This is a genomic window from Streptomyces sp. DSM 110735, from assembly GCF_016482685.1.
Lineage (GTDB): Bacteria > Actinomycetota > Actinomycetes > Streptomycetales > Streptomycetaceae > Streptomyces.
Window position 1 is genome coordinate 171,768 of record NZ_JACYHF010000011.1, and the last position, 11,975, is coordinate 183,742.

General features: G+C 72.2%; 10 protein-coding genes. 6 read left to right on the forward strand and 4 right to left on the reverse strand.

Translation table 11 applies throughout. The features are described from left to right. Positions 1 to 460: 460 nt before the first annotated feature. On the forward strand, positions 461 to 1,492 hold the full coding sequence (locus IF655_RS18960) for an ABC transporter substrate-binding protein (protein WP_199586076.1): 1,032 nt from the start codon (positions 461 to 463) through the stop codon (positions 1,490 to 1,492). Positions 1,493 to 1,802: 310 nt separating this feature from the next. Then, complete coding sequence (locus IF655_RS18965; protein ID WP_199586077.1) at positions 1,803 to 2,240, forward strand: cell division protein SepF; 438 nt, start codon at positions 1,803 to 1,805, stop codon at positions 2,238 to 2,240. A gap of 38 nt (positions 2,241 to 2,278) precedes the next feature. Here the strand turns inward: IF655_RS18965 and IF655_RS18970 are convergent, their stop codons facing one another. Together IF655_RS18970 and IF655_RS18975 are read right to left on the reverse strand one after the other, a co-directional pair. Next, positions 2,279 to 3,469 carry an acyl-CoA dehydrogenase family protein gene (locus IF655_RS18970; protein WP_199586078.1) on the reverse strand — a complete coding sequence of 397 codons (1,191 nt, stop codon included), beginning with the start codon at positions 3,467 to 3,469 and terminating at the stop codon, positions 2,279 to 2,281. Positions 3,470 to 3,579: 110 nt separating this feature from the next. Further along, positions 3,580 to 5,310: an MFS transporter gene (locus tag IF655_RS18975; RefSeq protein WP_199586079.1), complete on the reverse strand. Its 1,731-nt coding sequence runs from the start codon at positions 5,308 to 5,310 to the stop codon at positions 3,580 to 3,582. Positions 5,311 to 5,618: 308 nt separating this feature from the next. Here IF655_RS18975 and IF655_RS18980 point away from each other — a divergent pair, with 308 nt between their 5' ends. Together IF655_RS18980 and IF655_RS18985 are read left to right on the forward strand one after the other, a co-directional pair. Further along, positions 5,619 to 6,881: a glycosyltransferase family 39 protein gene (locus IF655_RS18980; RefSeq protein ID WP_199586080.1), complete on the forward strand. Its 1,263-nt coding sequence runs from the start codon at positions 5,619 to 5,621 to the stop codon at positions 6,879 to 6,881. 276 nt (positions 6,882 to 7,157) lie between these two features. Beyond that, entirely contained in the window at positions 7,158 to 8,174 is a 1,017-nt protein-coding gene (locus IF655_RS18985) for a phosphatase PAP2 family protein (protein ID WP_199586081.1), read from the forward strand. Between the two features lie 78 nt (positions 8,175 to 8,252). On the opposite strand, the gene IF655_RS18990 is transcribed toward IF655_RS18985, so the two are convergent. After that, complete coding sequence (locus tag IF655_RS18990; protein WP_199586082.1) at positions 8,253 to 8,468, reverse strand: I78 family peptidase inhibitor; 216 nt, start codon at positions 8,466 to 8,468, stop codon at positions 8,253 to 8,255. A gap of 394 nt (positions 8,469 to 8,862) precedes the next feature. Further along, positions 8,863 to 9,534: a transglycosylase family protein gene (locus tag IF655_RS18995; protein ID WP_199586083.1), complete on the reverse strand. Its 672-nt coding sequence runs from the start codon at positions 9,532 to 9,534 to the stop codon at positions 8,863 to 8,865. Positions 9,535 to 10,072: 538 nt separating this feature from the next. Between IF655_RS18995 and IF655_RS19000 the strand changes: the two genes are divergently transcribed. Both IF655_RS19000 and IF655_RS19005 read left to right on the forward strand, forming a co-directional pair. Then, complete coding sequence (locus tag IF655_RS19000; RefSeq protein ID WP_199586084.1) at positions 10,073 to 10,870, forward strand: hypothetical protein; 798 nt, start codon at positions 10,073 to 10,075, stop codon at positions 10,868 to 10,870. 643 nt (positions 10,871 to 11,513) lie between these two features. Further along, positions 11,514 to 11,921: a hypothetical protein gene (locus IF655_RS19005; RefSeq protein WP_199586085.1), complete on the forward strand. Its 408-nt coding sequence runs from the start codon at positions 11,514 to 11,516 to the stop codon at positions 11,919 to 11,921. The last annotated feature ends 54 nt before the right edge of the window (positions 11,922 to 11,975 follow it).

Consider the following 11,975-nt stretch of genomic DNA (forward strand, 5'->3'; position numbering starts at 1 on the left):
CGTGACACGTCGGACCCGACGCGCCATGCCCGCACTCCCCCGCGCCCTCGGGCGCGGTCACGGCCGAGCCCCTCAGCAGGGCCGTCCTTCGAGAGTACGTCGCGGTTTCCCTGCGTTGTCAAGGGTGTCCGGACTGTGAGCGGCCCGTCTCAAGTCGGTTGACGGGCCAACCGGATGCCTGTTCCACTTGGCGCATGCGCCCACAGCAGTGGCTGGTCACCCGCTCCCACATCGACTTCGGTCGCGTGTGGTCCGCGTCCTGTTGAGCTGACCCCCTGCGCGCCCGCGCTCGCTGCCGAGCGCCTTCGCGTTCTCTCCTTCGCGTTCTCCCCTTCCCTTTCCGGCCTTCACGCGCGCGCCCTGCCTCCGCACTCTCCCCTCCCCTCGCGCCCTGCCGTCGTACCGCCTCCTCCCCTCGCGTCCGGCTCGCCTTCCTCTTCTCCCAGGAGACCGCTTCCCGATGCCCGCGCCCACGCGTCACCCCGCCATGCCCGCACGCCGCCTGCCCGTGTCCCCGCGCCGCCTTCTCGCGCCCTCGCGCCGTCCGTCCGCGTCCGCCCGCCGTCTCCTCGCCCCCGTCGCCGCCCTCGCCTCCGCCGCGCTGCTGCTGACCGCCTGCGGCTCGGGCGACTCCGGCGCCTCCGGCGGCTCTGGCACCCGCGTCGCGGCAGGAACGGACGCGATCCCCACCACCGATGTCGTCTCCCGGATCGCCAAGGACCCTGCTGCCGCGAAGCTGCTGCCGCCCGGCACCACCCGTCTGACCGTCGCGGTAGCCGTCGGCGGCACCCCGCCGGGCACCACGTACCTCGCCGACGGCACCACCCTGACCGGCCAGGACGTCGACTTCACCAAGGCGGCAGCCAAGGTGCTCGGCATCAGACTCAAGATCGAGCAGGCGAGCTTCGAGGCGATCCTCCCGGCGCTGGAGAGCGGCAAGTACGACTTCGGGGCGAGCAACTTCGGTGTCACGAACGAGCGCCGCAAGACGATCGACTTCGTCACCTACGTCAACGACGGGCAGGGCTTCGCCACCCGCAAGGACAGCAAGCTCGCCAGGATCACCGATCTGAAGCAGCTCTGCGGTCTGAACATCGCGACCAGCGCGGGCACCACGTTCGAGGCAACGCTGGAGCAGAACACGCACGTGTGCGCGGACGCGGGCAAGAAGGCGTACCACGTGCAGACGTACGCCGAGCAGAGCGCGATCTGGTCCTCGCTCCAGCAGGGCCGCAGCGATGTCGTGATGTCCACGATCAACGGGCTGCGCTACGCCGTCGCGCACCAGCAGGGGCTGAGGTTCCTCAACGAGTACCACCGGCTCGACGTCGGCTTCGCCTTCAAGAAGGGCACCCCGCTGGCGCCCGCCTTCCGCGCGGCGGTGAACCGGCTCATCAAGGACGGGACGTACGCCCGCATCCTGAAGAAGTGGGGGACGACGGGCTCGGCGATCGACACGTCCCGGATCTCGCCGCCGGAGCTGAAGAACTGACATCTGCCTGACGGCTCGTCACACTCCGTCCCAGACCTTCCTATCAGCGGACAATCAGGGCGCACAGGGCAGTTCGTTCACCCTGACACACCACACATCACCCATCCGCCGCGAACAATCATATTTCACTCTCAGTCAGCAGCCGTACGGGGCGGAGCCCTTGTGACACAAGGGCTCTCGACGTATGGACCGCGCACCAGTACCGTCACAAACCCCCCGCGCGCCGACTATCCACTTGGCGCGCTGTCAGCATCATGGATGACCATAGGGATGGGAAGAGCAAAAGAAACCGCTGAGAGAGGAGGCGTCCATGGGATCGGTACGCAAGGCGAGCGCGTGGCTCGGCCTGGTCGACGACAACGATGACGAGCGTTACTACGACGACGACTACTCCGAGGGCGCTCAGTCCGCGGACGCCTGGGTCACGGACCCGCGCGTCAAGGTCGCCACGGACACGGCCGAGGACAAGGGCCGCCGGATCGGCACGGTCACCCCGGACAGCTTCCGGGACGCCCGCGCCATCGGCGAGATGTTCCGGGACGGCGTCCCGGTCATCATGAACCTCACGGCGATGGAGGCCACCGACGCCAAGCGCGTCGTGGACTTCGCCGCCGGTCTGACCTTCGGCCTGCGCGGCACGATCGAACGGGTCGCCACGCGGGTCTTCCTGCTCACGCCCGCCCACACCGAGGTCGTCAGCGGCGAGCCCGCGGGCCGTCGCGAGGACGGCTTCTTCAACCAGAGCTGAGGCGGGGCCGTTCGTCGCGGCCCCGCTCCCTCGGGGGCTCACCGGAAGGCATCGAGCCCGGTGAGCGCCTTGCCCAGCACGAGCTGGTGCATTTCGACGGTGCCCTCGTAGGTGAGCACCGACTCCAGATTGGTCGCGTGCCGCATCACGGGATATTCGAGGGAGATCCCGTTGGCACCGAGGATCGTCCGCGCCGTACGGCAGATCTCGATGGCCTCGCGGACGTTGTTGAGCTTGCCGAAGCTGACCTGCTCGGGACGCAGGCGGCCGGCGTCCATGCGCCGCCCCAGATGGTGGGCGAGCAGAATCCCCTTGTGCAGTTCCACCGCCATGTCGGCGAGCTTGGCCTGGGTGAGCTGGAAGCCGCCGATGGGACGCCCGAACTGTTCCCGCGTCCGCGCGTAGTCCAGCGCCGCCTCGAAGCTGCTGCGGGCGGCGCCCATCGCACCCCAGACGATGCCGTACCGGGCGTGCGAGAGACAGCCGAGCGGTCCGCGCAGCCCGGTGACCTCCGGCAGCACCGCGTCCGCGGGCAGCCGTACGTCGTCGAGGACGAGTTCGCTGGTCACCGACGCGCGCAGGGACCACTTGTGCTTGATCTCGGGCGCCGAGAAACCGGGGCGGTCGGTGGGGACGACGAAGCCTCGGACGCCGTCCTCGGTACGCGCCCAGACGATCGCGACCCCGGCGACCGAGCCGTTGGTGATCCACATCTTGCGCCCGCTGAGCACCCAGTCCTCGCCGTCCCGCTTGGCGAAGGTCCGCATCCCGGCGGGGTCGGAGCCGTGGTCGGGTTCGGTGAGCCCGAAGCAGCCGATCACCTCGCCGGACGCCATGCGGGGCAGCCACTCGGTCTTCTGCTCCTCGCTGCCGTAGCGGTGGATCGCGTACATGGCGAGCGAGCCCTGCACCGAGACCAGCGAGCGGATGCCCGAGTCGGCTGCCTCCAGCTCCAGACAGGCGAGCCCGTACTGCACCGCCGACGCGCCCGCGCAGCCGTACCCGGTGAGCGACATGCCGAGCGCGCCGATCGAGCCCAGCTCCCGGGCCAGCTCGCGGATGACGGGCAGTTCGCCCTTCTCGTACCACTCGGCGACGTACGGCAGCACCCGGTCCGCAGCCCAGCCGCGCACGGTGTCCCGGACGGCCAGGTCCTCCGGTTCGAGGAGGTCGTCGACGCCGAGCGGGTCGGCGGGGTCGAACGGGGGCAGCTTCGCGGACGCGGACATGGAACACCCTCCGGCACAGTGGGCACACGGAAAACTAGCGGCGCTAGTCTGAATGCTCCGGCCGACGTTACGACGCGGGCCGCCCGGCGTCCAGGGCGGCCCGCGCGAGGTCAGGCGATCGCCCTCGGCTTGCCCGGTTCGCGGGGCGGGGGCAGCTCGGTCACGGTGGACGCGGCGGGCTCGGCGGCACGGGACACCAGTGGTTCCGACAGGGCGGCACCGACGGGTTCGGGCAGCTCCGTCACCCCGATCCGGTCCGCGACGGGCCCGTCCGCCCCGTCCACCACACCGTTCTCCGGCGCGCAGTTCATCGTCCGGGGCAGCCGCAGCGCCATCACCGCGCCGAGGAGCAGCAGACCCGCGCTGACCAGCAGCGTCACATGCAGTCCGTGCACGAAGGAGTCGCGTGCCGCCTGGCGCAGCGCCTCCCCGGCGGAGCCGCCGAGCCGTCCGGCGATCTCGTACGCCTCGCCCAGCGAGTGTCCGGCCGCCGCCCGGTCGGCGGCGGGGACGCCGGGCACCGAGGTGAGGGCGGGGGCGTAGGCGCGGTTCATGACGCTGCCGAGCAGGGCGATGCCGATGCCCGCGCCGAGCTGGTAGGAGGTCTCGCCGATCGCGGCGGCGCCGCCCGCGCGGTCGGCGGGAGCCTCGCTGAGCATCGACTCGTACGCCCCGAAGAGCGTCGTCTCCAGACCGAAGCCGAGCAGCACGAAGCCGGAGAGCAGCAGCGGGGTGTTGTCCTCGCCGCCCATCGCCGTCAGCAGGACGACGGCGGCGGCGGTGAGGCAGAAACCGGAGACGACCATCCGGCGCGGACCGAGCCCGCGCAGCATCCGCGCCCCGGCGAGCCCGGCAGCCATCGCGGCGGCGGTCAGGGGCAGCAGCCGCAGACCGGTGGCCAGCGGGGACAGCCCGAGGACCAGTTGCAGATACTGCGCCGCGATCAGCTCCAGGCCGACGAGCGCGAGCATCGCCAGGACGATGCAGCCCACGGAGGTGCTGAACGCGGGACGCCGGAACATCCGCAGGTCGACCAGGGGATGCGTGCGGCGGCCCTGGCGGCGGACGAAGAGGACCAGCAGCACCGCGCCGACGAGCAGCGGCACCAGGGTGAGGACGCTCAGGGGCGCGTCGCCGCCGCCGAGCCGCTTCACGCCGAGGACGACGCCGAAGAGTCCGGCCGCCGCCATCAGCGCGCCGAGCACGTCCCAGGGTCCGTCGCGCTCGCCGCGCGACTCGGGCAGCAGCATCCGGCCGATGGGCAGGCTCACCAGCATCAGCGGGATGTTGACCAGGAAGACCGAGCCCCACCAGAAGTGTTCGAGCAGGAACCCGCCGAGCAGCGGTCCGACGGCCGCGCCGACGGCGGCGACCGCGCTCCAGATGCCGATGGCGAGCGCGCGCTCGCGCCGGTCGGGGAAGACCTGGCGCAGGATCGACAGCGTGGCGGGCATGATCATGGCACCGCCGACGCCGAGCAGCGCGCGGGCGAAGATCAGGGTGTCGGCGCTGTGGGACAGCGCGGCGACGGCCGAGGCGACGCCGAAGAGGGCGTAGCCGAGCAGCAGGACGCGTCTGCGTCCGACGCGGTCGCCCAGCGTGCCGAAGAGGATCAGCAGCGAGGCGCAGACCAGCGGATAGACGTCGACGATCCAGAGCAGTTGTTCGGCACCGGGCCGAAGGTCCTCGGTGACGGCGGGTACCGCCACGTGCAGCACGGTGGCGTCGAGAGCGACGAGCAGCAGGCTGACACAGAGGACGACGAGGACGACCCAGCGGTTGGCACCGGTCCCGGTCGTCCGACGGCACGGCCCGATTTCGGCCGTGGTCGTCCCGGACATGTACTACCTCCCAGATGATCCCTCGTGCGCGGCGGACCGACGGGGTCGGGGATTCCCCGTCGTACGGCCGGAGAAGAGCGGTTCGCTCCGGCCCGCGCCTTTCCCACGCGGGTGGCTCGTCAGCGTACGCGAGTTCGGCCCGGCCCCACGTGGTGGACCTCTCACCTGCTCGGGCGAACCCGTGTGGTGTACGCCACTCGCCTCCTCGCGCGCGCGTGTGCGTACGAGGGGACGGCGCGGGGGCGGTGGAGGCGCCCGGACCGTCCGGGCGGCCGGGGTGGTGTGCGGGCCGGTCGATAATCGAGCCCGTGACCGAACTCGTGACGCGCCCGGCGCCGCCGCGCGCCCCGCTCCCGCGCCGGGCGGTCCCGGCCCTGCTCGGCTACGCGGCGATCCGCGTGCTGGGCCTGGCCGTGCTGGCCATCTGGAGCGCGGCGCGCGACAAGGACGCGTACACGCTGCTCACCGCCCGCTGGGACTCCCTCTGGTACGCCCGGGTCGCCGCCTCGGGTTACGGCTACGAGGTGCGGCTGCCGAACGGCGACGTCCACTCCGACCTGGCGTTCTTCCCGCTGCTGCCCTGGCTGGAGCGACTGGGGCACGCGGTGGCTCCGCTGTCGTACGCGGACGCGGGTTTCGTGGTCGCGCTGCTGGCCTCGCTGGCGGCGGCGGGCGGGATCTTCGCGGTGGCCGACCGGCTGTACGGCGCGCGGGCGGGGGTCTGCGCGGTGCTGCTGTGGGCGGTGCTGCCGGTGGGGATCGTGCAGTCGATGGCGTACAGCGAGTCGCTGTTCACGGCGCTGGCCGCCTGGTCGCTGTACGCGGTGCTGACCGGGCGCTGGGTGACGGCGGGGCTGCTCGCGGCGCTGGCGGGGCTGACCCGGCCGGTGGGCATGGCGGTGGTCGCGGCGGTGTGGGTGGCGGGCGTGGCTTCTTATATGGCCGGGCGGACGTCGCCGGGCGCCACTTCACCGGTTACCTCTTTCGAGGGAACCCGGAGCGCGGATGATGTGCGGGGCGCGCATGAGGACGTACGCGCCCCCCTTCTCTCCCCCGCGCCGGGTGCGGAGACCCCCGCGCGCCGTCTGCTCGGTCTGGCGCTCGCTCCCCTCGGCGCCGCCGGTTACGTCCTCTGGGTGGGTCTGCGCACCGGGGACGGACCGTTCGGCTATCTCCGCGTGCAGGCCGGATGGCGCAACGGCTTCGACGGGGGCTACGCCTTCGCCCGCTTCGTGGCGGGCATGTTCACGTCCTTCCCGTCGGCCCTCGGGGGCGCGGTCCTGGTCGTCGGTGTCGTCCTGCTGATCCGGCTGTACCTGACCGGCGTGCGCCAGCGGCAGCCGCTTCCGGTGCTGGTCTACACGGGCGTGGTGCTGGCGCTCGCGCTGTGCGCGTCGAGCTACTTCGGCTCCAAGCCCCGGCTGCTGATGCCCGCCTTCCCGGTGCTCTTCCCGCTGGCCAGGGCGCTCGCGGCGGCGCGTCCGGCGCGGGCTGCCGCGCTCGTGGCGGTGGTCGCGACAGCAGCCGCGGTCTACGGCGCCCTCTGGCTGAACGGCTCCGGACCCCCCTGACCCGCACCGCGAGGACCCCGCCGGGCGACCATGATCGACTCCGGCGGGTCCGGTGAGCGTCTCCTGAATTCGCCGCGATGCCCGGGTTAACGAATTCATAAGCGACCAAAAACCGCCCCCTTCGGCATGACCAAAACAATTCCGGGAACCGCCCGGGCGCCATTGCCGAATCGCGGGAATTGGGGATCTCTCCTGAGAGGTTTCCCACATCACATCGTCATCACAAAGCCTCTGTATCGACCGGGAACACCGCTCACTCGCTGTAACGTCGATTGGGTGCGTACCGAACGAAACCTCACCCGGCGTCTGGACCGGGTGTTCGCCAGGCTGGACCGTGAGCCGGAACGGCCGGCCCACATCGACGTGCCGCGGATGTCCCGGCACCGGGTCGTGCTGTTCTCCTCGACCCTGGCCTTCTACCTGGCGATCGTGTGGGCCGTCATCACCACGTCCTGGCTGGTGCGGCTGGACTGGCGGGTCATGTTCTTCCGCCCGTACCAGCAGTGGCCGGAGATCCACGCGTTCCTCGACTACTACGTGGTCCTGGGCCAGCGCGGTCCGACCGCCGTCATGGTCGCGGCGTGGCTCGGCTGGCGCTCCTGGCGGCAGCACACGCTGCGGCCGCTGCTGACGCTGGCGGCCTCGCTGCTGCTGCTGAACATCACGGTGGGCGCCGCCAAGCTCGGCATGGGCCGACTGGGACCGCACTACGCCACCGTGATCGGCTCGAACGAGATGGGTCTGGGCGGAGACATATTTCCCTCGGGTCACACCGCCAACGCGGTCGTGACCTGGGGCATCCTGGCGTATCTGGCCTCGACCCCGAGGGCGCGCCGCTGGCTGTCCGCGCTCTCGGCCGTCACCTCGCTCGGCGTCGGTCTGACCACCGTCTACCTCGGTACGCACTGGCTGAGCGACGTGCTCCTCGGCTGGGCCGCCGGTCTGCTGATCCTGCTCGCGCTGCCCTGGTTCGAGCCGCTGATCTCCCGGACCGAGGACGCCCTGTTCGCCCTGCGCGACCGGCTGCGGGACCGGCGCGGGCGTACGGCGGCGGTTCCGGCGACCCCGGTCGCCCCGGTGCCGCTGCGCCCGCAGACCGCGCAGTCCGAGGCGCACCCGGTGGCGTGCGAGCCGGTGGCCACCGCGCGCGGCGGGCGTGCCCCGATCCATCTGGCTCCCGGTCCGCACACGGCCCGCTCGGAGCGCACCCCGGTCACCCCGGCCGGCAGCCGTCGTCCGGCGCACGCCGACCGGCTGCCGCGCGGCGCCTCCTCCCAGCCGGCCCGCCCCTGACGGCCGGGCGGCCCGGCGGCGGGCGGGTACGCACACGAACCCGCCGCCGGGCCGCCCGAGGTCAGCGTCCGGGTCCGGTCAGCCCTTCCAGGCCCGCCGGACCCGGCCGTCGTCCACCTCGAAGTTGATCCGGCCCACGCGGTACTCCATGGTGACGACCGTGCCCGGCGGCAGGGACCGTACGGTGCTCCAGCCCCGGTCCCGGGCCAGGCGCTCGGCGCTGTCGGCGTCGAGGCCGACGTAGGTGTCCGGACTGTCCTTCGGCTCCGGCGGCGGAGCGGGAATCTGTGCCATGCGGCCACGCTAGGCGGCCGCGGGCGGTGACGGAACCCCGGCCCGGCGGAGGTCATGCGCTGCGCACGGTCACACTTCTGTCACAGCTTCCCGGCACCCGTTACCGCCGAACTCCGTCACACGTATGGGCGTTACCGTTCACCTCGTCGGGGCAATCGAACAGAATTTCCTCAGGGCGGGATCGTGCCGCCCAATTTCTCCCGCCGAACGTTTCCGGCCGGATTCCGTCGCACAGGTTCGAAAGTTGTTTTGACGGGGAATCCGGTGACCCCGCGGAGAACCTGACGGCTCATAGGAAATTCACGGATTCACCACACCCCTGCCGCACGCGGACAGCCGCCGCCCCTCGGGGGGACGGCGGCTGTCGCTGCCGGGGGTCTTCGCCCGTCCGCGCTCAGAGCGCCAGACGCTGGCCCGGCACGATCAGGTCCGGGTCGGAGCCGATGACCTTCCGGTTGTCGGCGAAGACCTGACGCCAGGTCGTGCCGTGCCGGGCGGCGATCGTGCTCAGCGTGTCGCCCGCACGGACGGTGTAGGCACCGCGGGTGGCGCTGCGACCGGTGTGCTCCACCGGGCGCTCGGGCGCCTTCGCGGGCTTGTGCGGCTGGGCGGGGGCCCGCTTCACCGTCGCGCCGCTCTTCGTGTCCGCGTTCGGGGACGCTGCCCGCGGTGCCCCGCCGGAAGCCCCGGCACGGCCCGAGCAGACGGGCCAGGCTCCCCAGCCCTGGGCGCTCTGCACCTTGGTGGCAACCGCGATCTGCGCGCTCCTGGAAGCCTGGTCGGCCGTCGGCGCGTAGGCGGTGCCGCCGTAGGCCCGCCAGGTGCTCGCCGAGAACTGGAGTCCGCCGTAGTAGCCGTTGCCGGTGTTGATGTGCCAGTTGCCACCGCTCTCGCACTGGGCGATGCGGTCCCACACCCCGTTGTCCGCCGCGTCCGCGCTGCCCGTCGCGGCCAGCAGCCCCAGCGGGGCCAGGAGCGCCGCTCCGGCGAGGACGGCCGTCGTACGGCCCTTGCGGGCGCCCTCACGACGGGCGGCGGGACGGTTGGTATCGGCACACTCGGTCATGCATTTCCCTCTCCACGTACCCGGGCTCCCCCAGGGCGGGGCGCGCCTCACCGCACAGGACCGCGGTTCCTCGCGCCCGGCCCCGTCCGCCACGACCGATGCGATCGTGTCCGACCACGGACGGCCGGCGGACTTGCCCGAGCGGTGCTCGTTGCACACGGCGGAGGAATCTAGGGAGGACAGCTCGCGGATTTCAACCAACACCCCTTCTTTCCAGGCCAGTTGGTTGTTACCGCCGGTATCGGCGATTTCCGGCCACCCACTAGATGCCGCTATGTAGCGACATAACGGATGGTCACCTTTGGGCACTGTGACCCAGTTCACTCGTTCAAGTCCCTTGACTGTGCGCGAAATTGACGCTGAGTGGCCGATTCCGCACCAAACGTGACGGCGTCGGCGGGATGGTTCGATTCCGTTCGCCTGAAGGCGTGACTCCCACCACAGGACGCCCGTTGTCTTCTTCATGAGCCCGCGACGCCGGGCTCAGCGACCGGGAGCGACCCGGCCGGCCCCAGCACAGCATCCCGAGGGAGTCACCGTGCCGCCCATGCTCGACGTCAGTGACGCCGTACGTGCCGAGATCGGCGACGAAGAAGCCGACCGGCTGCTCGCCGGAGAGAACGCCCCGGGCAGTTACGACTGCACCTCCTGCCGCACGCCCGGCAACTCGGAGCTGGAGCGCACCAGCACCGTGCTGTTCGTCGGCGAGGAGACCGCCGTCCTGGCCTTCGCCCACGCGGGCTGTCTGCCCTCGCAGGTCGTGCAGGTCACCGAGGAGCAACTGCAGGGCGCCGTCCGCTCGATCGGGGACGGAGTGACCCCCGGCGCCGAGGCGCCCCAGACCGCCGCCCCGCCCGCGCCCGAGCCCGCCGTGCTCGGGGTGACCAGCGGACTCGTCCTGATCGAGGGCGAGTTGCACCCGGCGCTCGTCGTCGAACCGACCGCGCCGATCGTGCGCCCGGGCAGCACCGGACCCGGCGACGACTTCCTGCCGCTCCTCATCGAGCAGGGCTTCATGCCGGTCACCGAGCTGACGTCCGTGCCGCCGGTGCTGCACGGCTGGTCGGTGCTGCTCGCCGTGGGCCAGCTCCACGCGGTGCTCCAGCCGGGACCCAACAGCGGCCAGCAGGTGGCCTGGTGGCAGGCGCACCAGCCGCTCCAGGTCACCGACAGTTGGCGCGCCGCCGCCAACAAGCACCAGCAGGTACTGATGTTCGCGGCCCCCGTCGGCTCCATCGGCCGCCAGCCCCGCGAGGACCTGCTGCGCGACGCCCTGGACAAGTCGGCGGCCACCGGCAAGCTGGTCGCCGCCGCGCTGCCCCTCGCGGGGACCTGACGGGTGTGATGGGCGGGGACGTCCGGGTACCGAGCCGCGCGCACCCCACCGGGGCCACGTGCGGGTCCACCCGATCCCGCACACCCCGCCCGAGCCGCGTACGGCCACCCGGGCCCGGCACCCCCCGCCCGGGCGACGCCCACCCCGCCCAGGCCACGTGCGGCCCGCCACCCGATCCCGCACGCCCCACCCAGCCCGCATACGGACCGCCCGGCCCCCGCACGCCCCACCCCGACCCCATGCGGGCCCACCGATCCGGCACCACCCCACCCCCGGCCACGCACGCCCCACCCGGACCACGTGCGGGCCCACCCGATCCCGCGCGCCCCACCCAGCCCGCATACGGCCCCCCAGTCCCGGCACCCCCGGCCCGGGCCATGCCCGCTCCACCCGGGCCCGCGCACCCGCCCGAACCGGCGCCGCGTCGGCCAACTCCCGTCCACCCGCGTGCGAAAGCAGTCCGAGGAGGGCGCCGCTGGGTCCGGCACCGCCTCCCGTACGCCCGCGTGCGGAAGCCGTACGCCCGCGCGGACCCCCCACGCGCCCGCGCACCGCGACTCCGCGCCCGGGCGCGAGACCAGGCGCCCGCTGAAGCGCCGCAGGCCCCCCGCATCCCTTTGCGCGCGGCGTCGTTTGGACATACGTGCACGCATACGACACCCCGCAGCGCCGGCCGACCGCCCTCACCCCCGTACCGCTCGTCCGGCCGGGGCAGGACGGCACCGGCGCCCCCTCGGCCACGCCGATCTACGACACGCTCTACGCGGAGTGGGTCAAGACCTTCCGCACGCTGCCCGGCGACCGCAGCGGCGAGGAGGATCTGGAGTTCACGGCCTTCGGCAGCCTGCCGCAGAGCACCGGTTCGTACGGCGGGCACCGGCCGGGCTCGTTCAGCAGCTCCTACAGCGCCTACAGCGCGGGGGCGTACAGCGCGCGGCAGCAGTCGCAGTCCCAGTGGCAGCGGATCGGCACGATCGGGCGCCCGCAGGAGCCCGAGGCGCCGCGCCCGGACCGGGCGGCGCTGCCCCCGGCGCCGCGCCAGGGGAGCTGAACAGACGCCGAAGGGCGGTCACCGGTTCCGAGGAGAACCGCTGACCGCCCTTTC

What these genes read in the sequence shown, in the direction of transcription:
- IF655_RS18960 (WP_199586076.1), top strand. Translation starts at nt 461, where the DNA reads ATGCCCGCGCCCACGCGTCACCCCGCCATGCCCGCACGCCGCCTGCCC.
- IF655_RS18965 (WP_199586077.1), top strand. Translation starts at nt 1,803, where the DNA reads ATGGGATCGGTACGCAAGGCGAGCGCGTGGCTCGGCCTGGTCGACGAC.
- IF655_RS18970 (WP_199586078.1), bottom strand. Translation starts at nt 3,469, where the DNA reads ATGTCCGCGTCCGCGAAGCTGCCCCCGTTCGACCCCGCCGACCCGCTC.
- IF655_RS18975 (WP_199586079.1), bottom strand. Translation starts at nt 5,310, where the DNA reads ATGTCCGGGACGACCACGGCCGAAATCGGGCCGTGCCGTCGGACGACC.
- IF655_RS18990 (WP_199586082.1), bottom strand. Translation starts at nt 8,468, where the DNA reads ATGGCACAGATTCCCGCTCCGCCGCCGGAGCCGAAGGACAGTCCGGAC.
- IF655_RS18995 (WP_199586083.1), bottom strand. Translation starts at nt 9,534, where the DNA reads ATGACCGAGTGTGCCGATACCAACCGTCCCGCCGCCCGTCGTGAGGGC.